This window comes from Streptomyces sp. NBC_01352 (assembly GCF_036237295.1).
Classification (GTDB): Bacteria; Actinomycetota; Actinomycetes; order Streptomycetales; family Streptomycetaceae; genus Streptomyces; species Streptomyces plumbiresistens.
On sequence record NZ_CP108354.1, the window covers coordinates 9,141,739 to 9,163,748 of the forward strand.

The 22,010-nt window shown below is 72.6% G+C and carries 22 protein-coding genes; 10 read left to right on the forward strand and 12 right to left on the reverse strand.

Going from position 1 to position 22,010, the window contains the following annotated elements:
* Nucleotides 1-113: 113 nt before the first annotated feature.
* The 3 genes from OG252_RS41980 to OG252_RS41990 all read left to right on the forward strand — a co-directional run bounded on the left by OG252_RS41980 (nt 114) and on the right by OG252_RS41990 (nt 2,234).
* Entirely contained in the window at nt 114-599 is a 486-nt protein-coding gene (locus OG252_RS41980; protein ID WP_329345338.1) for a rhodanese-like domain-containing protein, read from the forward strand.
* A 43-nt stretch (nt 600-642) separates the two neighbouring features.
* Nucleotides 643-1,158, forward strand: a complete 516-nt coding sequence (locus OG252_RS41985) for an immunity 21 family protein (protein WP_329342761.1) — start codon at nt 643-645, stop codon at nt 1,156-1,158.
* 230 nt (nt 1,159-1,388) lie between these two features.
* A complete protein-coding gene (locus OG252_RS41990) occupies nt 1,389-2,234 on the forward strand; it encodes an SDR family oxidoreductase (protein WP_329342763.1) in 846 nt (281 codons plus the stop codon).
* Nucleotides 2,235-2,252: 18 nt separating this feature from the next.
* Here the strand turns inward: OG252_RS41990 and OG252_RS41995 are convergent, their stop codons facing one another.
* Together OG252_RS41995 and OG252_RS42000 are read right to left on the reverse strand one after the other, a co-directional pair.
* Nucleotides 2,253-3,944 carry a DUF885 domain-containing protein gene (locus OG252_RS41995; RefSeq protein ID WP_329342765.1) on the reverse strand — a complete coding sequence of 564 codons (1,692 nt, stop codon included), beginning with the start codon at nt 3,942-3,944 and terminating at the stop codon, nt 2,253-2,255.
* A gap of 33 nt (nt 3,945-3,977) precedes the next feature.
* Nucleotides 3,978-4,472, reverse strand: coding sequence for an Lrp/AsnC family transcriptional regulator (locus OG252_RS42000; protein ID WP_266443595.1), 495 nt, complete (start codon nt 4,470-4,472; stop codon nt 3,978-3,980).
* Nucleotides 4,473-4,532: 60 nt separating this feature from the next.
* On the opposite strand from OG252_RS42000, the gene OG252_RS42005 reads away from it, so the two are divergent.
* A complete protein-coding gene (locus OG252_RS42005) occupies nt 4,533-5,771 on the forward strand; it encodes a trans-sulfuration enzyme family protein (protein ID WP_266443597.1) in 1,239 nt (412 codons plus the stop codon).
* Here the strand turns inward: OG252_RS42005 and OG252_RS42010 are convergent.
* The 3 genes from OG252_RS42010 to OG252_RS42020 form a co-directional block, all read right to left on the reverse strand.
* Nucleotides 5,749-7,182: a GNAT family N-acetyltransferase gene (locus tag OG252_RS42010; RefSeq protein ID WP_329342768.1), complete on the reverse strand. Its 1,434-nt coding sequence runs from the start codon at nt 7,180-7,182 to the stop codon at nt 5,749-5,751. The two genes, OG252_RS42005 and OG252_RS42010, sit on opposite strands and share 23 nt — an antisense overlap.
* Before the next feature lie 109 nt (nt 7,183-7,291).
* Nucleotides 7,292-8,866 carry an alkaline phosphatase D family protein gene (locus OG252_RS42015; protein WP_329342770.1) on the reverse strand — a complete coding sequence of 525 codons (1,575 nt, stop codon included), beginning with the start codon at nt 8,864-8,866 and terminating at the stop codon, nt 7,292-7,294.
* A 151-nt stretch (nt 8,867-9,017) separates the two neighbouring features.
* Entirely contained in the window at nt 9,018-9,848 is an 831-nt protein-coding gene (locus tag OG252_RS42020; protein WP_266443606.1) for an alpha/beta fold hydrolase, read from the reverse strand.
* A 167-nt stretch (nt 9,849-10,015) separates the two neighbouring features.
* Here OG252_RS42020 and OG252_RS42025 point away from each other — a divergent pair, with 167 nt between their 5' ends.
* Together OG252_RS42025 and OG252_RS42030 are read left to right on the forward strand one after the other, a co-directional pair.
* Nucleotides 10,016-10,903: an RNA polymerase sigma-70 factor gene (locus OG252_RS42025; RefSeq protein WP_266443609.1), complete on the forward strand. Its 888-nt coding sequence runs from the start codon at nt 10,016-10,018 to the stop codon at nt 10,901-10,903.
* Between the two features lie 194 nt (nt 10,904-11,097).
* Entirely contained in the window at nt 11,098-11,859 is a 762-nt protein-coding gene (locus tag OG252_RS42030; protein ID WP_266443612.1) for a GntR family transcriptional regulator, read from the forward strand.
* A 104-nt stretch (nt 11,860-11,963) separates the two neighbouring features.
* Here OG252_RS42030 and OG252_RS42035 read toward each other — a convergent pair whose 3' ends face one another.
* From OG252_RS42035 to OG252_RS42045, 3 genes are all read right to left on the reverse strand, one after another.
* On the reverse strand, nt 11,964-13,121 hold the full coding sequence (locus tag OG252_RS42035; protein ID WP_266443615.1) for an ROK family transcriptional regulator: 1,158 nt from the start codon (nt 13,119-13,121) through the stop codon (nt 11,964-11,966).
* 179 nt (nt 13,122-13,300) lie between these two features.
* Nucleotides 13,301-13,963, reverse strand: a complete 663-nt coding sequence (locus OG252_RS42040) for a response regulator transcription factor (RefSeq protein WP_043668383.1) — start codon at nt 13,961-13,963, stop codon at nt 13,301-13,303.
* A gap of 14 nt (nt 13,964-13,977) precedes the next feature.
* The gene (locus tag OG252_RS42045) at nt 13,978-15,147 is read right to left on the reverse strand and encodes a sensor histidine kinase (protein WP_329342775.1); all 1,170 of its coding nucleotides are present in this window, start codon (nt 15,145-15,147) and stop codon (nt 13,978-13,980) included.
* Nucleotides 15,148-15,255: 108 nt separating this feature from the next.
* Between OG252_RS42045 and OG252_RS42050 the strand changes: the two genes are divergently transcribed.
* From OG252_RS42050 to OG252_RS42065, 4 genes are all read left to right on the forward strand, one after another.
* Nucleotides 15,256-16,191: an ABC transporter ATP-binding protein gene (locus OG252_RS42050; protein WP_266443625.1), complete on the forward strand. Its 936-nt coding sequence runs from the start codon at nt 15,256-15,258 to the stop codon at nt 16,189-16,191.
* Nucleotide 16,192: 1 nt separating this feature from the next.
* Nucleotides 16,193-16,918 (forward strand): ABC transporter permease, encoded by a 726-nt coding sequence (locus OG252_RS42055; protein ID WP_329342778.1) that lies wholly within the window; start codon nt 16,193-16,195, stop codon nt 16,916-16,918.
* 56 nt (nt 16,919-16,974) lie between these two features.
* Nucleotides 16,975-17,415 (forward strand): hypothetical protein, encoded by a 441-nt coding sequence (locus tag OG252_RS42060; RefSeq protein ID WP_266443631.1) that lies wholly within the window; start codon nt 16,975-16,977, stop codon nt 17,413-17,415.
* Nucleotides 17,416-17,529: 114 nt separating this feature from the next.
* Nucleotides 17,530-18,690 (forward strand): FAD-dependent monooxygenase, encoded by a 1,161-nt coding sequence (locus OG252_RS42065; protein ID WP_266443634.1) that lies wholly within the window; start codon nt 17,530-17,532, stop codon nt 18,688-18,690.
* An 85-nt stretch (nt 18,691-18,775) separates the two neighbouring features.
* Here OG252_RS42065 and mug read toward each other — a convergent pair whose 3' ends face one another.
* From mug to OG252_RS42085, 4 genes are read right to left on the reverse strand one after another with little or no spacing between them, the layout of a single operon-like run.
* Nucleotides 18,776-19,321 (reverse strand): G/U mismatch-specific DNA glycosylase, encoded by a 546-nt coding sequence (gene mug / locus OG252_RS42070; RefSeq protein ID WP_266448776.1) that lies wholly within the window; start codon nt 19,319-19,321, stop codon nt 18,776-18,778.
* Entirely contained in the window at nt 19,318-20,760 is a 1,443-nt protein-coding gene (gene purB, locus OG252_RS42075; protein WP_329342781.1) for an adenylosuccinate lyase, read from the reverse strand. The genes mug and purB overlap by 4 nt, the downstream gene beginning before the upstream one ends.
* Nucleotides 20,761-20,819: 59 nt before the next feature.
* Nucleotides 20,820-21,161: a DUF4326 domain-containing protein gene (locus OG252_RS42080; RefSeq protein WP_266443639.1), complete on the reverse strand. Its 342-nt coding sequence runs from the start codon at nt 21,159-21,161 to the stop codon at nt 20,820-20,822.
* Nucleotides 21,162-21,167: 6 nt separating this feature from the next.
* A complete protein-coding gene (locus OG252_RS42085) occupies nt 21,168-21,950 on the reverse strand; it encodes an SGNH/GDSL hydrolase family protein (RefSeq protein ID WP_266443642.1) in 783 nt (260 codons plus the stop codon).
* Nucleotides 21,951-22,010 lie beyond the last annotated feature (60 nt).

Genomic DNA, 22,010 nt, shown 5'->3' on the forward strand with positions numbered 1-22,010 from the left:
ATCCCCGGCCGAGCAAGGCGGACGCCGTGGAAAGCCCCTTCAGCTTGCTGATCACCGGCCGTAGATTTCTGGTCACCGAGACCGACCACGGAAAGGGCCTCGACATGACCACCATGACCACCACCACGACGACCGTCGCCAACCCCGTCCTGCGCGCCGCCCCCGCCGCCCCCGCCGAGGCCGCCGCCTACTTCCGCGCCAGCCTCGTCTTCCACGCCGACGTGTCCGACGTCGCCGCGGTGCTCGCGGCCGGCGGCGCCCCCGGCTTCGTCGTCCTCGACTCCCGCTCCACCGAGTCCTGGGACCAGGGCCACGTCCCGGGCGCGGTCCACCTCCCGACCGCGCTCATCCCCGAACAGGCCGAACTGCTCCTCGACAAGTCCGTGCCGGTCGTGACGTACTGCTGGGGACCCGGCTGCAACGGCGCCACCCGGGCCGCGCTCGCCCTCGCCGAACTGGGCTATCAGGTCAAGGAGATGCTCGGCGGCTTCGAGTACTGGGTGCGCGAGGGGTTCGAGTTCGAGACCGGGGAGAGCCGCGAGCGGCGCGACGCCGACCCGCTGACCGCGCCGGTGGGCGCCGACAACTGCGGCTGCTGAGGCCGTAGTTCGGCGGGCCGCGCGGGCGTGTAGGTTCTGGCGCATGGTGCGATACGCGGAGCCGGGCACGGTGGAGTGGGTCGAGTCGGGCGGCGGTCCGCTCATAGCGGTGCCGGAGACGGTCCTGCCCTTCTGGGCCGGGGCCGACGGGGACGAGACGGCGTCCGACTACGACCGGGCGTGCGAGGTGGACGGATTCATCGGCCTGCTGCCCGTCGGGGACAGCGCCGCGCTGGTCTTCGGCGACGAGCCCGCCTCCACCACCTTTCTTCCGGAACACCACACCTTCGTACGGTGGTCCGCGGCCGACTCCGAAGCCGCGCTCCTGGCGGAGGTCCCGAAGGCGCTCGACGCGGCCGCGTGGGAGACGGAGGTGCGCTGGAACGTGCCCGGCGCGGTGCTCCTGTTCGACGCGGCCTGGCCCGGCACCGACTCCGCACGCACCGAGCGCGTGAGGGTCGTCCTCGATCCCGGCCGGTACGCCGTGCGCGCGGCCCATGTGCAGCCCGGCCCCGAGACCTGGCTGGGGCTCGTACAGCTACGGCGGCTGCCGGACTGACCCCGCTCTCGTGGGGTGGTTGCTGGGTTGTCCTGCCGTGTGCTGCGGTTGCCGGACTGACCCCTCTCATGCGGCGGCTGCCGGGGCTGTCCCGCCTTGTGCTGCGGCTGCCGGACTGACGCCCTCGTGCGGCGGCTGCCGGGCCGACCCGCTCGTGCGGCGGCTGCCCGACTGACCCGCCTCGGAAAATGACGTGCGGCTCCGCGTCGCCGGCGCCCATCCTGATCACCATGCCTCGACTCCCACACCCCACCCCCGACGAACTGCGCCGCGACCCCCTGCCCCTGCGCGGCCGCACCGCACTGGTCACCGGAGCCAGTCGGCGCGCCGGCATCGGGCACGCGGTGGCCCGGCGGCTCGCCGCGTACGGGGCGAGCGTCTATCTGCACCATCACGTCCCGCACGACGAGGAGATGCCCTGGGGCGCCGACCGGCCCGAGGAGGTCGCCGCCTCCGTGCGCGAGGCGCTGGGCGACCCGGACGCCAGGGTCGTCTCGGGACCCGGTGACCTCGCCGACCCGGCCGCGCCCGCCGAGCTGATCGCCACCGCCGCCTCGGCACTCGGCGGACGACTCGACATCCTCGTCGCCAACCACGCCCTCAGCGGCTCCGACGGCACCCTCGACACGATCGACGCCGCGATGCTCGACGCCCACTGGGCGATCGACGCCCGCTCGGTGCTGCTGCTCGTGCAGGCCTATGCCCGGCTGCGGGCCGAGCTGCCGCCGCGTACGCCGGGCGGCCGGGTGGTCATGATGACCTCCGGCCAGGACCACGGCTCCGGCATGCCCGGCGAGATGGCGTACGCCCTCCAGAAGGGCGCCCTCGCCTCGATCACCCGCTCCCTGTCGACCACACTCGCCGAGCACGCGGTCACGGTGAACACCGTCAACCCCGGCCCCGTGGACACGGATTACCTGACCGGGGCGGCGTACGACACCGTCGCCGCGATGTTCCCGGGCGGCCGCTGGGGCATGCCCGACGACCCCGCCCGCCTCATCGCGTGGCTCGCGACGGACGAGGCGGGCTGGGTCACCGGCAACGTGATCGACTCGGAGGGCGGCTTCCGGCGCTGATCTCCGGTCTTTGAAAGATCAGAGCTGCGACAGCTCGTCCACCAGGTCGTCCAGACCCAGCGAGCCCTGCGAAAGGGCCGCCATGTGCCAGGACTTGAGGTCGAAGGCGTCACCGTGCCGCTCGCGCGCCTTCTCCCGGCCCAGCAGCCAGGCCCGCTCGCCGAGCTTGTAGCCGATCGCCTGCCCCGGGATCGTCAGATAGCGGGTCAGCTCGCTCTCCACGAAGTCCGCCGGGCGGCTGCTGTGCGCCCCGAAGAACTCCTGCGCCAGCTCCGGAGTCCAGCGCTGGCCCGGGTGGAAGGGGGAGTCCGCCGGGATCTCGAGCTCCAGGTGCATGCCGATGTCGACGATGACCCGGGCGGCCCGCATCATCTGCGCGTCCAGGTAGCCGAGCCGCTGCTCCGCGTCGGTGAGGAAGCCCAGCTCGTCCATCAGCCGCTCCGCGTACAGCGCCCAGCCCTCCGCGTTGGCGCTGACCATGCCGATGGAGGCCTGGTAACGGGAGAGGCTCCCGGCGACGTGCACCCACTGCGCGAGCTGGAGGTGATGCCCGGGGACGCCCTCGTGGTACCAGGTCGAGACGAGGTCGTAGACCGGGAAGCGGGTCTGGCCCATCGTCGGCAGCCAAGTGCGGCCCGGGCGCGAGAAGTCCTCCGACGGGGGCGTGTAGTACGGGGCCGCGGCGCCGCCGGGCGGGGCGATCCGGGACTCCACCTTCCGTACCCGCTCGGCGAGTTCGAAGTGCGTGCCGTCGAGCGTCTCGATGGCCTGGTCCATCAGGCCCTGCAACCAGTCGCGGACCTCGTCGACGCCCTCGATGTGCTTGCCGTGCTCGTCGAGGTGGGCGAGCGCCACCCATGGCGTCCCGGCGCCGGGCAGGATCTTCTCGGCCTCCTTCTTCATCTCGGCGAGCAGCCGGTGGTACTCGGCCCAGCCGTACGCGTACGCCTCGTCCAGGTCGAGATCGGTGCCGTTGAAGTAGCGCGACCAGCGGGCGTAGCGCTCCCGGCCCACCGTGTTCGGGGCGCCCTCGATGGTCGGTACGTACACCTCGCGCATCCAGTCCCGCAGCCCGGCCACGGCCGCGGTCGCCGCGCGGGCGGCCTCGTCGAGCTCGGTGCGCAGCGAGTCGGGGCCCGCCGACGCGAAGTCCTCGAACCAGCCGCGTCCCTCGCCGTCGGTGTCCGCCCACTCGGTGAGCTGCTCGACGAAGGTGGCCGTCGGCCGCGGGGCCGCGTACAGCTTGCGCTCCAGGCCCAGCGTGAGGGACGCGCGGTAGCCCGCCAGCGCGGTCGGCACCGCGCGCAGCCGCTCGGCGACGGCCGCCCAGTCCTCGTCGGTCTCCGTCGGCGTGACCGTGAAGATGTCCCGCACCGAGTGCGCGGGCGTGGCCAGGTTGCCCACGGCGCGCAGCCCCTCGTCCGCCTCGTGCACGGCGAGCTCCGCGCCGAGCCGCTCCCGCAGCAGCCGCGCACACCGGCGCTCGATGTCACTGTCCGCACCGGGCTGCCGCTCGGCCTCGTCGAGCCTGGCCAGTGTCGTCCGTTGGAGTTCCGCGAGCGCCTCCTGGCCCGCGGGCGAGAGGTCGGGCAGCCTGCTCGAACTCTCCTTCACGCCGAGATACGTACCGGTCACCGGGTCGAGGGCGATGAGCTCGTCGACATAGGCGTCGGCGACCTCACGGGGCAGCGGGCTCTTGGTGTCAGACATGGGGACCATCCTCGTACGAGGTGTCGCCGCACGTCACCCGGATTGAGCCGAGGGCGTATCGGGCGGCAGGAGGGGCCCGCAGTCCCACTGCTGGAAGATCAACCGGGTCTCCACGCGGGCCACTTCGCGCCGGGACGTGAACTCGTCGAGGACCAGGCGCTGCAGGTCGGTCATGTCCGCGACGGCCACATGGACGAGGTAGTCGTCCGGGCCGGTGAGATGGAAGACGGTCCGGGACTCCGGCAGCGCCCGGATCCGCTCCACGAACGGCCCCACCAACTCCCGCCGGTGCGGCCGGACCTGCACGGACAGCAGTGCCTGAAGGCCCCGGCCCAGCCTGGCCGGGTCGAGCCGGAGCTGATGGCCGAGGATGACGCCCGCGCGGCGCAGCCGGGTGACCCGGTCCAGACAGGTCGACGGCGCGACGCCGACCTGCGCGGCGAGGTCCCGGTAGGTGGTCCGGGCGTCGTTCTGCAGCAGGCGCAGCAGATGCAGGTCCACCGGATCCAGTACGACAGATTCGGCCATGGGCCGAACGTAACACGGGGCATGATCCCTTCGGCCCGTTCCGTGTTCACCCTTCCGTCCATGGACTCACCGAGAGCACTGGCAACCGAGGCCGTCCACGCCGGCCGTGACGACCTCGCCCGGCAGGGCCTGCACGCCCCGCCGATCGACCTGTCCACGACGTACCCCTCGTACGACAGCCGCGGCGAGGCCGCCCGCATCGACGCCTTCGCGGCCACGGGCGCCGAGCCGGACGGCCCGCCCGTCTACGGGCGGCTCGGCAACCCGACCGTCGCCCGCTTCGAGACAGCCCTCGCCAGGCTGGAGGGCACCGAGGCCGCGGTCGCCTTCGCGAGCGGGATGGCCGCCCTGAGCGCCGTCCTTCTCGTACGGTCGTCCCTGGGACTGCGGCACGTGGTGGCCGTACGCCCCCTGTACGGCTGCAGCGACCACCTGCTGACCGCGGGGCTGCTCGGCTCCGAGGTGACCTGGACCGACCCGGCCGGGATCGCGGACGCGCTGCGGCCCGACACGGGCCTGGTGATGGTGGAGTCCCCGGCCAATCCCACGCTCGCCGAGCTGGACCTGAGGGCCGTCGCCCACGCCTGCGGCTCGGTGCCGCTGCTCGCGGACAACACGTTCGCCACGCCCGTCCTGCAACGCCCGGCCGAGCACGGCGCGCGGCTGGTGCTGCACAGCGCCACCAAGTACCTCGGCGGGCACGGGGACGTCATGGCGGGGGTGGTGGCCTGCGACGAGGAGTTCGCCGGGCGGCTGCGGCAGGTCCGGTTCGCCACGGGCGGCGTGCTGCATCCGCTGGCCGGCTATCTGCTGCTGCGGGGCCTGGCGACCCTGCCGGTACGGGTACGGGCCGCGTCCGCGAACGCCGCCGAACTCGCCCGGCGCCTGACCGTCGACCCGCGCGTGCGCCGCGTCCACTATCCGCGCATCGGCGGCGCGATGATCGCCTTCGAGGTGTACGGCGACCCGCACGAGGTCATCGGCGGGGTCCGCCTGATCACCCCGGCCGTGAGCCTCGGCAGCGTCGACACCCTCATCCAGCACCCGGCGTCCATCAGCCACCGCATCGTGGACGAGGAGGACCGCCGGGGCGCCGGGGTGAGCGACCGGCTGCTGCGGCTGTCGGTGGGCTTGGAGGACGTCGAGGACCTGTGGGCTGATCTGGACGGCGCGCTGGCGCGCCCCGTCAGGGGCGCGGGGCCGGAACATGTGCGGCTCCGCCGCGCGGGCGCGACCAGCCACAACGAACCCGCAACCGCCAGCGCCCCCCTAGCCCCTACGGCGCCTCGGCCCTCGTAACCCCCACGGTTCCTTCCGAAGCTCCCAGCGGAGTCTCCAACCGGGCCGTGATGACCAGGGTCCCCTCCTCGATCTGATAGTCGAGGGGGAGCCCCAGGCCGCGCATCGCGGCGACCATCCCGGTGTTGGACGACTGCGTCACGGCGTACACACTCGCGCAGCCCGCCTCGACGGCCATCCCCACCAACCTGCGGAGCAACTCGCTGCCGATGCCGCGCCGCTGCCAGGCGTCCTCGATGAGCAGGGCGACCTCCGTCTCGTCCCCGTCCCACAGCAGATGGCCGAGACCGACGACGCGTCCGGAGGCGTTCTGCACGGCGAGCGTCCGCCCGAACCGCGGGCTGAGCAGGTGGTTGAGGTAGCGGTCGGCGTCACCGATCGGACCGTGGTACCGCATGCCGAGGGTGCGCGGCGAGCACCGCTCGTGCATCGCCTTCGCGGCCTCCAGGTCGTCCACGTCGGCCCGGCGCACGGTGATGTCGCTGCCCTCGGGCAGCGTCAGCACGTCATGACTGCGCGGCACCCGCGGACCGAGCCGCGCGTCCAGCTCCACCAGCGCCCGCACCCGCGCGAACTCCGTCGGGGTGAACGGCAGGTACGGCCGCTCCACGGTGATCACTCCGCCTTCCGGCGCCCGAAGCCGCATCACGGTGTCCTCCAGCACCCCTTCGGCCGGCACGGCCTCCGGCCCGCTGCCGCTGCCGGCCACCGGCTTGGCGGGCAGCGAGCGGATGGTGCACCGGCCCAGCAACTGGCGCAGGGCCAGCGGCAGTTCCGCCGCGTCCAGGGCAGTACGGGCGGCCAGGCCCAGCATCCGGGTCGGCGCGTCCACGAGGTCGTGGGCGTCCGCCCGCTCGATCCAGGTGTCACTGCCGCCGGCCAGCGCGACCGCCCGGGTGATGTCGCTGCCCGCGAGGTCGCCGGGAGCACGCAGCAGGAACTCGTCCACGGTGCCGTCGGCCAGCGGGTGCGTCTGCAGGCTGAGGATGTCGACCCGCTGCCCGGCGAGGGCCGCGCACAGGGCGGCCAGCGAGCCCGGCTCGTCCTTCACGGTGGTCCGCATCCGCCACAGCGTGCTCTCCCCGGCCACCGGGTCCGGCGTCGCCGACCCCCGGTCGGACGGCCCGGCCTGCTGCTCCGAGGGCAGCGGCCGGGCACCTGTATCGCCCGTCGGAGGGGCGTGACCGTGGCGGCGTGACCACCATGTGTGGAACCCGGCCGTGGCGACCAGGACCATCGCCGAGACCAGCAGCAGCTCCGGGCCGTCGGGCCCGTGCCCGACCAGGTTCGCCACGGCGTCCGCCACCGCCACGGCCGTGAACAGGGCAGCGAGTTCGACCACGTCGCGCCGCCAGTGGTGGACGGGGCGACCGTTCTTGGTGCGCGTCACATCGGACACTTTTCGAGTCATGCACCCACTGTGAAGGAACGGTGTTGCGTGATCACGAACGCTTTGTGACTGATCGGTAAAAGGTGGTTCCGTACCTTTTATTTTTCTTTGTACGATTCTTCGGTGGCCATTACTGACCCACCCGGCCCGGCTGAAGCACCTGTGTGAACAACACGGTGCCGTCCTGTTCCCGCAGCCGTACCGTCAGCTCGCCGCTGTCACCGTCGATGTCCACCTCGCCGAAGAACTGGTACCCGCCGGCCGGAGAGACATTGGCCGTGGTGGGTGCCTTGAGGAAGACCCGGTCCGGGCCGAAGGTGCCGTCCAGCGTGTTCGCGGGGAAGGCGCCCGCGTTGAGCGGCCCGGAGACGAACTCCCAGAACGGCGCGAAGTCCTTGAACGCGGCCCGCGACGGGTCGTAGTGCTGGGCCGAGGTGTAGTGGACGTCGGCCGTCAGCCAGACCGTGCCGGTGATCCGCCGGTGCTTGATGTACCGCAGCAGCTCGGCGATCTGCAGCTCCCGGCCGAGCGGTGCGCCGGGGTCGCCCTGCGCGACCGCCTCGATGTTCGGCTTGCCGTCGCCGGTGTCCGGCACGACCAGGCCGAGCGGCATGTCGGAGGCGATCACCTTCCACACCGCACGGGAGCGGGCCAGCTCGCGCTTGAGCCACTCCAGCTGCTCCCGGCCGAGGATGCCCTGCGGGTCGGTGGCCTGGTCGTCCGTCGAGTTGGCGTTGCGGTAGGTGCGCATGTCCAGGACGAAGACGTCGAGGAGCGGGCCGTACTTCTGCACCCGGTACACACGGCCGTCGGGGCGGCGCAGCGTCGAGATCGGGAAGTACTCCGAGAACGCCTGCCGGGCGCGGGCGGCGAGGACGTCGACGCTCTTCTCGGTGTACCGGGTGTCGGTGAGGATCTCGCCCGGATACCAGTTGTTGGTGACCTCGTGGTCGTCCCACTGGATGATGGAGGGGACCTGGGCGTTGAAGCGCTTGAGGTTCTCGTCGAGCAGGTTGTAGCGGAAGTTGCCGCGGAACTCCGCCAGGGTCTCGGCGACCTTCGCCTTCTCCTCGGTGGTGATGTTCCGCCAGGTCCGCCCGTCGGGCAGGGCCACGGTCTCGCTGATCGGGCCGTCGGCGTAGACGTTGTCGCCGCTGCACAGGAAGAAGTCCGGGTCGAGCTTCGCCATCGCGTCGTAGATCCGGTAGCCGCCGAACCCCGGGTTGATGCCCCAGCCCTGCCCGGCCAGGTCGCCCGACCAGACGAACCGCACACCGTCGCGCCGTTTCGCGGACGCCGTGCGGAAGGTGCCGGTCACCGGCTCGCCGGTGCGGCGCGGGTCGTCCGGGTCGGCGAGCAGCACCCGGTAGTGGATCTGCTCGCCCGCCGGCAGTCCGCGCAGCGCGGTCGTCCCCGTGAAGTCCGTGTCCGCGCCGAGCAGCGGTCCGCGCCATCTGCGGGGGTTGCGGAACGACTCGGTGGCGGAGGTCTCCACGATCATCCGGGCCGGACGGTCGGAGCGCACCCACACCAGGCCGGAGTCGCAGGTGACGTCTCCCGTCTGCACGCCCCAGCCCGCCCCGGGACGCCCGGACAGGGCGAACGCCGGCGCCGCGCCGACGGCGGCGGGCAGGGTCAGGGCCGCGGATGCGGCCAGGGAGCCGCGCAGGACGCTGCGGCGGCCCGGGAAGGGACGGTGTGACATGGATACGCCTCCAGGGACGGGTTCCGGCCAGTGTGCAGTGACACACCTACTCGTACGCCGCAGCGCCCACGGAAACCACAAGTGAACAACTGAGGCAGCACAACCCGTCGGTGAGGGGTTCTCAAGTCCCCTGTGCCCTGGGGCGGGCTCCTCAGCGGCTGCCGTCGAGGATGACGCGCGCGACCAGCGCGGGATCGTCGTTCATCGGGCAGTGGCCGCAGCCGGGCAGCCGCACGAGCCGTGCCCGGGGGATGATCTGCTTGGCGCGCACGCCCTGGCGCCGGATGAGCAGCCGGTCCTTCGTGCCCCAGGCGAGGGTGACGGGGAGGCCGGGCACGTCGTCGGTGAACTGGACGGCGCTGCCCGCCCGGAGGGTCTCGGCGAACCCCGTCGCCCGCGCCAGCGCCAGCGTCTCGGCGACGACGGCCTCGGGCGAACGGCGGGCCGGGCGGGCGTAGATGGTGCTCGTCAGGGCCGCGCGACCGACCGGCGTGCGCGCCATTCGCTCGACCATGGGGAGCGGCATCCGCTCGGCGATCCGCCGCATCGTGACGAGCACGCCGAAGGCGTAACGCCGCTCGGCCTGCGACCAGAACCCGGCCGGGGACAGGGCCGTGACCGACCGTACGAGCTTCTCCCGGCCGAGCTCCAGGGCGAGGAGGCCGCCGAGCGAGTTGCCCGCCACGTGCGGCCGGTCGAGCTCCATCGCCTCGCAGAAGGCGCCGAACACCGAGGTGGTCGTGGGCAGGTCGTACGCGAGGCCGTCCGGCAGGGCGGGTGAGACGCCGAACCCGGGCAGGTCCACGGCGATCACGTCGCGCTCGGTCGCGAGGATGTCCACGACCGGGTCCCAGGCCTGCCGGTGATGACCTATGCCGTGCAGCAGGAGCAGCGGTTCGCCCCTGCCCCGGCGTGTGTAGGACACGGTGACGGGCCGGGGGCCCTGTGCGGTGGGCACCTCGAAGGCGACGGTGGCGGACATGGGGCTGCTCCTCGACGGTGGGAACTCGCTGACGAACGCGGCGTAGACAGCTTGTCAGCAATTGCTACCGGCGGGTAGCCCCTTGAGAGCCCCGGGGCTGGGGCTCCTGGGGCGGCGCGCACCACAATCGCCTGGACACGACCGCGGGTGTCGGTTGGGATGGAGCCGTGACAGCCGACACCGTGACCGACGTCTTCGAAGAGCACCGTCCCGTCCTCCTGGGCGTCGCCTACCGCATGCTCGGGCGGGTGGCCGACGCGGAGGACGTCGTGCAGGAGGCCTGGCTGCGCTGGGCGGGCGCCGACCGGACCGAGGTGCGCGAACCGCGCGCCTATCTGGTGCGGATCACCACCCGGCTCGCCATCGACCGGCTGCGCCAGGTCAAGGCACGCGGCGAGACCTACGTCGGCCCGTGGCTGCCGGAGCCCTACGTCACCGACTTCGGGGACACCGTGCCCGACACCGCGGAGCGGGCGGTCCTCGCCGACTCCGTCTCCCTCGCCGTACTCGTCGTCCTGGAGTCGCTCTCGCCCCTGGAACGCGCGGTGTTCGTCCTCAGGGAGGCCTTCGGCTACCCGTACGCCGACATCGCCGCCATGCTGGATCGCGGCGAACCGGCTGTGCGGCAGCTCGCCGGGCGGGCCCGCAAGCACGTCGAGGAGCGCCGGCCGCGCTACCAGGTCGACCCCGTGCAGCGCCGCGACCTCACCGAGCGGTTCCTCGCCGCCGCCGGGGAGGGCGACCTGGAAGGGCTGATGTCCCTGCTCGCCCCGGACGTGCGGCTCGTGGGCGACAGCGGAGGCAAGGCGAAGGCGCCGCTGCGGGTGCTGGAGACGGCCGACAAGGTGGGCCGCTTCATGATCGGGGTCGCGGAGAAGGGCGGCATCCCCGACCTGTCCTTCCGCTTCCTGGAACTCAACGCGGGGCCCGCCATCCTGGTCCTGTCCGGCGACAAGCCCGACTCCGTCTTCCAGCTGGACGTCCTGGACGGGCGCATCCAGTCCGTCTACATCATCCGCAACCCCGACAAGCTGCGGTCCCTGGCCGCCCTCTGACGTCCGGCGTCCGGCCCTGTCGTACGAACGCCTCGTGAACGCCGCCCGGCAACGCCGTCGTCCGTTGCGGCAGGGATCGAGGATTGGTCTTGACCAAGGGTAGGGGTCGTCCTATGGTCGCAGAGAAGTGCAACAACCTTTAATAAACAAGGGCGCTAAAACGCCGCGGGACAACGGCGATTGCGGAGGCAAGGGTGGGGACCACGCAGCTGGAAACGGTGCCGGAACCGAAGTACTGGCATCTCAAGACCGTGCTGAGTGAGGCACTGGACACCGAGTTCACGGTGGGCGAGATCCTGCCCAACGAACGCGACCTCGCCGCCCGCTTCGGCGTGGCCCGCGCCACGCTCCGCCAGGCCCTGGAGCAGCTCGAACTGGAAGGCCGCCTGCAGCGCCGCCGCGGAGTCGGTACGACCGTCGCCCCGCCGCGTGTGGGCGTGGCCGTCGGCACGGAGCAGCACGTCTGGCCGGGAGCCGCCGGCGACGACTGGCAGCCCGTCGACTGCGCCCTGGAGGAGCCGCCCGCGGCCGTCGCGGCCGCCCTGGAGACCGGCGCCGAGCAGAACGTGCACCTGGTGCGCCGCTCCCGCACGACCCACGGCCAGCCCGTCGCCGCCGAACTGCTCTACATCGCTCAGTCGGCGGTGCCCGACCTCTCCGCCATAGACGCGCCCGCCGGCGCCGCACGCGCGCGTGCCGTCCTGCGCGAACTCCAGCGCCTGGAGCTGGAGGGCCAGGAGAGCGCCGTCGAGCTGGGCTCCGCCCGCGCGGACGACGCCCGGCAGCTGGACCGGCTCCCCGGGGCGCCCGTCCTCGTCGTCACCACCCGCTACATCGCCGAGGGCCGCACGGCCGCGGTCTCCGTCGCCACCTACCGCGCGGACACCTGCCGGCTGACCTTCGGGGACTCCGGCGGCGTGGAGATCCACCAGGGGCCCGAGCGACGGGCCTCCTGAGTCACCTGGTCGGTGCCCCGGAGCGCCGGGCGTCCTGACCGCCGTAGTGCCCGTGCTCAGCGCCCCGCAGCCGTCTGCGGGGCGCTGTTGCGTGCGGGTGGCCCTCACCGCCGGGCGGTCATCGTCCCCTCCACCGCGAACAGCTGCTGCTCCACGTGGTCGAGGGCCAGCCGCAGCGCGCCGGTGGCCACGGCCGCCTCGCCCAGCAGCGAGAGGGCGACCTTCGGGGGCCGCAGACAGTAGCGCGCCAGCTCACCGCGCAGCGGTTCCAGTACGCCGTCCAGTCCGGCCGCCCAGCCGCCGACCACGACCAGCTCCGGATCGAGGGCCAGCACGAGTGCCGCCACGTCGTGCACGAGCCGCTGGATGAACCGGTCGACGGCCGCGCGGGCCCGCTGGTCGCCCTCGCGGGCCTGCGCGAAGACCTCGGCGACGGCCTGCTCGTCCAGCGGGTGCAGGGGCTCGCCCGTGGTGGACAGCAGTGTCTCCGGGGTGACCTCGCGGCCCAGCAGGTGCAGGGCGCCGATCTCGCCGGCCGCCCCGCCGTAGCCGCGGTGCAGCTGTCCGCCGATCAGCGCGCCGGCGCCCGGGCTCAGCCCGGCCAGCACGAACACGATGTCGTCGGACTCGGTGGCCGAGCCCTTCCAGTGCTCGGCGACCGCCGCCGCGTTGGCGTCGTTCTCGACCAGCACCGGGCACTTGAAGGAGCGGCTCAGCCGCTCGCCGAGGCGCAGCCCCGTCCACTCGGGCAGCGCGGTCCCCAGCCGGACCGTGCCGTCCGCCTCGATGATCCCCGGCGTGGCGACGCCCACGGCCCGCAGCGAGCCGCGCGCGACCCCCGCCCGGCGCAGCAGTTCGGCCACCGCGGTGCGCAGCCGTTCCAGGCGCTCGTCCGCCGAGGCCGTCTCGTCTACGTCCTTGGCCTGCGCGCCGATGATCCGGCCGTCCAGGTCGGACAGGAGCGCGGCCACGCGGTGCGCCCCGATCTCCACCCCCAGCAGATGCCCGGCCTCGGCCCGGAACCGGAACCGCCGCGCGGGCCGCCCCTGCCGCCGCTCCACGCTCTCGTCAGCCGCCTTCTCGACGACGTAACCGGCCTCGATGAGCCCCTCGACGACACCTTCGACGGTCGGCCGGGACAGTCCGGTCACCCGGGTGATCTCGGTCAGCGTCGCGCAGTCGGTGGCGCGCAGCGCGTGCAGCACCACCGCGGAATTGATCCTTCGCAGCAGCGAGGGATCCCCGCCGGTCAGCCGCCCCAACGTCCGTCCTCCCAGCTCGTGCGCGTGTTGGCCGGATCGTACTCGGCGCGGCGGACCCCGGCGAGTGCCGGGACGCCCGAGAGGGCCTCCCGGTCCCGCCGACCGGATCCGGCCGGTCGGCCATCCGGGTCCCGCACGGCTTCCCGCCGGTCGGCCACCGGCCCGCCGACGCGTTCCGGTCAGCCGGGCGCCACGAACCCCGACTCGTACGCCGCGATCACGGCCTGCGTACGATCCCGCGCCCCCAGCTTCGCCAGTACGGCGCTGACGTGAGACTTCACCGTCTCCGTCCCGACGACCAGCCGGGCGGCGATCTCCGCGTTCGACAGGCCGCGGGCCATCAGCCGCAGCACCTCGGCCTCCCGCTCGGTCAGCTGGGCGCGCTCCATCACGGCGCGGGCCGCGCGGTTGCCCCCGTCGTCGCCGTACTCGGCGGCGAGCTGCCGCACCGAGGCCGGGAACAGCAGCGACTCGCCCTCGGCGACCAGCCGCACCGCGTGCACGATCTCGGCAGGCCGCGCCCGCTTCAGCAGGAACCCGTCGGCCCCGGCCCGCAGCGCCTCGTACACGTACTCGTCGTTCTCGAACGTCGTGATCACGAGGATCTTCGGTGGATCGTCGACCGTCCGCAGCACCGCGCGCGTGGCCTCGATGCCGTCCAGCAGCGGCATGCGTACGTCCATGGCGACCACGTCGGGCCGCAGCTGCCGCACCAGCGGGATCACCGCCGCCCCGTCGGCCGCCTCCCCGACGACCTCGATGTCGGGCTGCGCCTCCAGCACGGCCCGCAGACCGGCACGTACGAGCGGCTCGTCGTCGACGAGGAGAACGGTGACCGGCATCCGGCCAGCGTAGATCAACGCAACGGCAGTTCGACCTGCACCTGCCAGTCGCCCTGGTCCGGCCCGGTGTGCGCACGGCCGCCGAGCAGGGCCGCGCGCTCGCGTATGCCGCGCAGGCCGCTGCCCCGGCCGGGGCGGGGTATGTCGGCGGTGAGCGGATTACGGACCTCCAGGCCGAGACTGCTGTCGTCGACCTCGATGCGGACGCGGACGGGGACGGCTCCCGCGTGCCGCAACACGTTGGTCAGCGACTCCTGGAGGATGCGGTAGCCCTCGCGGGAGACCGGTCCCGGCACGGTGTCCAGGGGCCCGGTCACGTCGACGTCGACCTTCGCTCCGGAGGCTCGGGCCGACTCCAGCAGACGGTCGGCGTCGGTGAGCGTCGGGCGACTACTGACAGGCCGCTGCGACTCCCGGAGGATCCCGAGCACCCGCTCCAGGTCCTCCAACGCGGACCGGCCGGTCTCCTCGATGGCGTCCAGGGCCCGGTCGGTGAACGCGGGGTCCTTCGCCGCGCGTGCCGCACCCGCCTGCACCACGGCCACGGTCAGCGCATGGCCGATGGAGTCGTGCAGTTCGCGGGCGATGCGGGTGCGCTCCAGCAGTTGTTCGGTGCGCTCCTCCATGGCGGCGAGCCGCTCCGCGGGGGAGGGGCCGAGGAGGCGGCGGGCCAGTGCGGTGATGAGGTGGCCGGAGGCCAGCACCGCCACCGCCAGCGCGAACAGAACCAGGGGCACGAGCAGGACGTGCCACCAGTGGTGGCCGTCGACCGGGAACAGAAGGCCCTCGTCGATGCCCCTGCCGAGCGCCGCCGACACCAAGTCCACCGCTGTCAGGAGCAGTTGGAAGGTGAGCATCGAAGTCGTGCAGCCGAGCAGCAGCCGTAACTCCAGCCACATGACGAGCCGCCCCCGGTCGCCCCAGGAGGCGGACGGCGCGACGACGATGTCGGTGCTCTCACTGTCGTGCCGGTGACCGGTCAGCAGCAGCCTGGCCTGCAGCCCCTCGACGGTGCGCATCGCGGGCACCAGCCCGGCCGGGACGAGCGCCGCGCCCGCCACCACCCAGGTCCACCACGCTTCCTCGACGAACAGCCACATGCTCGGCCACACGACGGCGATGTACAGATGCAGCAATCGTGTGTAGGTCACCGCCCGACCGAACGGGCGCAGCATGCGGGCCATTTCGTCATCGTGCCAGCCGCCACTGACAACGGACCTCCCCCGCACGGGGGAGACGATCTCCACGCGCGGGGGAGGCCCCGCCCCCCTCCCCGCGGCCAGGATGCTGCCATGACCAGCATCGACGTCCAGGACCTCACCAAGGAGTACGGCACCCGACGAGCCGTCGACCACCTCACCTTCCGGGTCCTGCCCGGCCGCGTCACCGGCTTCCTCGGCCCCAACGGCGCCGGGAAGTCCACCACTATGCGGCTGGTGCTCGGCCTCGACCGGCCGAGCTCCGGCTCCGCCACGATCGACGGCCGCGCCTACGCCACCCTGCGCGAACCCCTCCACCAGGTGGGCGCCCTGCTCGACGCGCAGGCCGCACACGGCTCCCGCACCGGCCGCGACCACCTGCGCACCCTGGCGGCGGGCAACCGCATCCCGGACCGCCGGGTCGACGAACTGCTGGAGGAGACCGGGCTCGCCTCGGTGGCGCGGCGCCGGGTGCGGACGTACTCCCTGGGCATGCGACAGCGGCTCGGCATCGCCGGCGCCCTGCTCGGCGACCCCGAGGTGGTCATGCTCGACGAGCCGTCGAACGGCCTCGACCCCGAAGGCATCATCTGGATCCGCGAGTTGCTGCGCCGGCTCGCGGCCGAGGGACGCACGGTCCTGGTCTCCAGCCATCTGATGAACGAGACCGCGTCCTTCGCCGACCACCTCGTGGTCCTCGGCCGGGGCCGCCTGCTCGCCGACACCCCAATGCGGGAGTTCATCCACGCGCGCGTGCGGCCCCGCGTACGCATCCGCACATCGGACCCCACCGCGCTCAAGGCGGTCCTCGCCCGGCACGGCCACGACGCCGAGCAGCACGAGGACGGGCACTGGACCGTGCACCACGCGCGCGTGGACGACATCGGCCGCCTCATGTCGAGCGCGGGCGTGCCGGTCCTCGAACTGGCCGCTGTGGAAGGCACGTTGGAGCAGGCCTATCTCGACCTCACGGTCTCGGAAGCCGAGTTCGCCGCCCACCCGTCCGCGACACAGCCGCAGGAGGCCTGACATGTCGTTCGCATCCGTTCTGCGCGCAGAGTGGCTGAAGATCCGCACACTGCGCTCGCTGTGCGGAGCACTGCTGGCGGTGTTCGCCGCGACCACCGTGTTCTCCGCCGTCGCCGGGGTCTCCGAGACGTCCGACCCCGAGTTCGACCCGCTGTTCATGGCACTCTCCGGGATCGCGCCCGGCCAGATCGCCGCGATCTCCTTCGGTGCGATGGCCGTGTCGTCAGAACTCCACGGGGGTGGGCTCCGGCTGACCTTCGCCGCTGTGCCGCAGCGCGGACGGTGGTTCGCCGCCAAGGTGACCGCGATCGCCGTACCCGCCCTCCTCGTGGGACTGCTCACCGCCTTCGTTGCCCTTTTCGTGGCGCGGGCCGGCCTCGGCGACGCGGCGAGCGGGCTCACCGTCGAGGAGCAGCTGCGCGGGGTCGTGGGCGGCGGGACCTACCTGACGCTGATGGCATTGTTCGCGGCCGGTCTGGCCGCCCTGCTGCGCAGCGGAGTCGCCACGCTGTCCCTTCTGATCCCGTTCATCCTCGTCGTCTCGTTCGTCGTCGGGGACGCGGCGGGCACCGTCGCCGACTTCCTGCCCGACAGGGCCGGCCAGGTGGTTCTCCACCAGACGTACGACGGCACACTGGGCCCGTGGTCCGGGCTCGCGGTGACCGCGCTGTGGACGGCGGCGGCGCTGCTGGCGGGGGCGTGGAGCGTGCGGCGCCGGGACGCCTGACGCCGGGATGTCTGACGCCACACCAATTGTCAGTGGCGACGGGTTTACTGGACCACATGAACATCGCACGGCACATCGCGCTCATCGACGAGCTGTGCTTCCGACCCTTTCCGGCGGAGCGCGGCTCGTCGGAAATCGGCGTGGAGGGACCCGGGTACCACATCGCGGTGTTAGAGAGCAGCCAGGTTGCGGCGGACAGCGACTGCGGGGTGCGCGCCACGACGGTGGAGCAGTACGAGAAGGACCGGGACGCCCTGTACGAACTGCTGGCGCCGCGCTGGGGACACACGGCACCGATGAACCTGCAGACCACCCTGTTGCGTACCGATCGGGAGGAGATACCCGAGCCCTGGGTGATGCTCAGCGCGGACGCAGGCCTCGCGTACGTGTGGGAGGCGGAGGGCACCGGCCGTTGGGTCGCGGTGGCCGTCGCCGACCTGAACCCGTCCGACGAGGTCCGGCTCCTCGCCGTGGTCACGGAGATCGACCCGCCGTGACCGAGCGCTGTTACCGGCCATTTCGGACGTCTCCGGTTGACCGACGCCCCCGTGTTCGGCAGGGTCGCCGGTCGGGACAGGGGCACGCGACTGACGTCGAGGTGAGGTCGTGGCATGCGGGCGATCGTCGTAGGGGCGGGCATCGGGGGACTGGCCGCGACGCTGAGCCTGGGCCGCGCCGGCCATGAGGTCACACTCGTCGAGCAGACGCCGCGGTTCACCGAGATCGGAGCCGGGATCCAGCTCGCGCCCCACGCCACCCGCGTGCTGCGCCGACTCGGCCTCCTCGACGAGGTGGCCGCGCACGCCGCCCGCCCCTCCCACCTGAGCTTTTGCACCTGGTCCGACGGCGCGGAGATCTGCCGCTACGCGCTGGGCCGCGAGGTCGAGGACACGTTCGGGGCGCCCTACCTCCTGCTCCACCGGGCCGATCTCCACCAGGCCCTGGCCGCCGCGGTGCCGCCCCGGTCGGTGCGCCTGAACACGGCTGTCGTGGGAATCGACCAGGACGACGAGGCCGCCTACGTGACCACGGCCGGCGGCGAGCACCTGCGCGCGGACCTGGTTGTGGCCGCCGACGGGATACGGTCCGCGGCCCGCCAGTGGCTCTTCGGCGCGGACGAGGCGGTGTTCTCGGGAACCGCCGCCTACCGGGCGCTGCTCCCGGCCGACCAGTTGGCCGATCTGGACCTGCCGCAACTCGGCGTCTGGCTCGGACCCGGCCGGCACTTCGTCCACTACCGGGTGCGTCGCGGGGAACTGCTCAACGTCGTGGCCGTGTTCGGGACGGAGGCGGCGCAGGAGTCGTGGACCGCCCGGGCGGAACCGGGAGAGCAACTGCGGGAGTTCGACGGGTGGGACCCCCGCGTGCTCGACGTCCTGGAACGCGCGGGACAGGTGTTCCGCTACGGCCTCTACACCCGTGCCCCGCTCGCCCGATGGAACATCGGGCGGGTGACCCTGCTGGGTGACAGTGCCCACGCGATGGTGCCGTTCCAGGCCCAGGGCGCGGCACAGGCGATCCTGGACGCGGCCGTACTCGGTGACGCCCTCGTGGGTGCGACCCCGGCCGACGTACCCGACGCGCTCGACCGGTACGTGAGCCGACGGCTGGCGACCGCCACCGACGTGCAGGCCGGTTCCGCGCGGGCGGGCGAGGAGTTCCACCTGCCGGACGGCCCCGAGGCCCGGGCGCGCAACGCCCGCATGGCGGCCCACGCGGCCGAGAACAGGTTCCTGCCGCAGGCGACGGCGTGGGGCGCCGACGTCCTCTAGGGCGCCTACAAGACCTGCTTTGGCCCTCCGGGCCCGCCTGTGAGTCTCCGCACCCGCCTCTGAGCCCGCGCCCCCGCCGCCTGCCCTAGGCCTCCGCAGCCACCCGCAACCGCGCGAACTCCTCCGCCATCGTCGCGGCCGTCCAGTGCGCGTTCAGCCCGCTCGGATTCGGCAGCACCCACACCCGCGTGTCCCCGATCGTCCGCTCCTGCGGCCCCACTTGGGCCCTGCGGTCGTCGAACGCGGCACGGTAGGCGGTGACCCCGACGACGGCCAGCCAACGCGGGCGCAGCCGGGCCACCTTGAGTGCCAGGAGCCGCCCGCCCTCCCGGTACTCCTCCGCGCTCAGCTCGTCGGCCCGCGCGCTCGCCCGGGCCACGACGTTCGTGATGCCGAGACCGTACGACAGCAACTCCTGCTGCTCGGACGGCTTCAGGAGCCTCGGCGTGAACCCGGACAACTGCAGCACCGGCCAGAACCGGTTGCCCGGGCGGGCGAAGTGGTGGCCCGTCGCGGCCGTCATGAGGCCGGGGTTGATGCCGCAGAACAGCACACGGAGGCCGTCCGCGACGACGTCCGGTACCAGACGGTCGCGGGCGGCCTCCAACTCCTCGGGAGTGAAGCGCGTCAGAGGATCGCTCCGGGGGTGTAACCCGCGGCCTCCGGGCGCTGCTTCACGATCTCCTCGACGCGGCCGACGACCGTGGCGACCTGGTCGGCCGCCGCGCCCGTGAAGGACAGCTTGTCGGCCATCAGCGCGTCCAGCTGGGCACGGTCCAGCGGAAGGCGCTCGTCGGCGGCCAGCTTGTCCAGCAGTTCGTTGCGTTCGGCGCCCTGCTCGCGCATCGCCAGCGCGGAGGCCACCGCGTTCTCCTTGATCGCCTCGTGCGCGAGCTCGCGGCCGACGCCGGCGCGCACCGCGCCCATCAGCACCTTGGTGGTGGCGAGGAACGGCAGGTAGCGGTCCAGCTCACGGGCGACGACGGCCGGGAAGGCGCCGAACTCGTCGAGCACCGTAAGGAACGTCTCCAGCAGACCGTCGAGCGCGAAGAACGCGTCGGGAAGGGCCACCCGGCGCACCACCGAGCAGGACACGTCCCCCTCGTTCCACTGGTCGCCGGCCAGCTCGCCGGTCATCGACGCGTAGCCGCGCAGGATGACCATCAGGCCGTTGACGCGCTCGCAGGAACGGGTGTTCATCTTGTGCGGCATCGCGGACGAGCCGACCTGGCCCGGCTTGAAGCCCTCGGTGACCAGCTCGTGCCCGGCCATCAGGCGGATCGTCTTCGCCAGCGACGACGGGGCCGCCGCCAGCTGCACCAGCGAGGTCACCACCTCGTAGTCCAGCGAGCGCGGGTAGACCTGGCCGACCGAGGTGAACGCCTGCGCGAAGCCCAGGTGCCCGGCGATCCGCTGCTCCAGGTCCGCCAGCTTGCCCGCGTCCCCGCCCAGCAGGTCCAGCATGTCCTGGGCCGTACCGACCGGGCCCTTGATGCCGCGCAGAGGGTAGCGGGCGAGGAGTTCCTCGACCCGGCCGTACGCCACGAGCAGCTCGTCGGCCGCGGTCGCGAACCGCTTGCCGAGCGTCGTCGCCTGCGCGGCCACGTTGTGCGAACGGCCGGCCATGACCAGCTCGCCGTACTCGCCCGCCAGCTTCCCTAGCCGCGCCAGCACTGCCACCGTACGGTCGCGCACCAGCTCCAGGGAGAGCCGGATCTGCAGCTGCTCCACGTTCTCGGTGAGGTCCCGGGAGGTCATGCCCTTGTGCACGTGCTCGTGCCCGGCGAGGTCGTTGAACTCCTCGATCCGCGCCTTCACGTCGTGCCGCGTGACCTTCTCGCGCTCGGCGATCGAGGCCAGGTCGACCTGGTCGAGGACGCGCTCGTAGTCGGCGATCGCCGCGTCCGGCACCTCGATCCCGAGGTCCTTCTGGGCCCGCAGCACGGCGAGCCAGAGCTGACGCTCCAGCTTCACCTTCTGCTCGGGCGACCAGAGCGTGGCGAGCTCGGCGGAGGCGTAGCGTCCGGCGAGGACGTTCGGGATGCGGGGCTTGGCGGGAGCGGAAGTCACGTGTACGGATTCTACTGGCGATTCCTGCAGGCCAGCGCCACGGGTGCCCTTGTCGGAACCTACGAGAGCGTCTCCGCGAGCTCCGCCAGCACCTCCGCATGGCACAACTGAGGCGCACACCAGCAGGCCAGCGCCTTCCCGCGCAGTGGCGGCACCAGCTCCAGCAGCCCGGGCCGCTCGAGGAGGTATGCCCGGTACTTCGCCATGACCTCCGCCCGGGTGCCGTCCCGCCGCTTCACCGGGGTGTCGTAGGTGAACGGGTTGTACAGCGGGTGCCGGGGCAGGTCCCAGCCGCCCATGGTCCAGCGGCGGCCGACGTAGACCACGTCCGCCGGGGCGTGTTCCAGCCGGGGGCCGTACTCGTGGAGCCGGCCCCTGACGTTGATCACCCGCGTGGCCACGGCGGGTTACTCCGCGGGGCCCTCGTACGGCGACAGGTCCGGCCGCTTCGGCGGGAGTCCGTCGCCCGAGGAGCGGCCCGTCAGGCGGCGGCCGATCCACGGGAGGAGGTACTGGCGGGCGAAGCGGGCGTCCGCGACCCGGCGGGCGGCCCAGCCCGGCGGTGGTGTGAGGGGCAGCGGTGTGCGCCACTCGGTGTCCTCGGGCTCGTAGCCGAGCCCCTGCCACACCGCCTCCGCGACCCGCCGGTGTCCCTCGCCGCTCAGGTGCAGCCGGTCCACGTCCCACATCCGGGGATCGCCGAGCGACGGCGCCCCGTACAGGTCGACGACCAGCGCGCCGTGCTTCTCGGCGAGGCCGTCGATGCACTCGAACAGCTCCTCCATGCGCGGCCGGAAGCGCTCCAGGACCGGGCCCTGGCGCCCCGGGCTGCGCATCAGCACCAGCTGCTCGCAGGACGGGGCGAGCCGCTCCACGGCCTCCGTCAGCAGCGCGCGCACCCGCCCCATGTCGCACTTGGGCCGGAGCGTGTCGTTGAGCCCGCCGACCAGCGTGACGACGTCGGCCCGCATGGCCGCCGCCACGTCGATCTGCTCGGCGACGATCTGCCCGATCAGCTTGCCCCGCACCGCGAGGTTCGCGTAGCGGAAGTCGGGGGAGTGGGCGGCCATCCGCCCGGCGAGCAGGTCGGCCCAGCCGCGGTAGGTGCCGTCCGGCAGCAGGTCCGACATGCCCTCGGTGAAGGAGTCGCCGACCGCGACCAGGCTGGTGTATGTGGGGTTCTTCTGCATGGCGTCACAGATGGTAACCCGGGCCCATACCCGCCGGTCGGTCGGCCCGGGCCCCCGCAC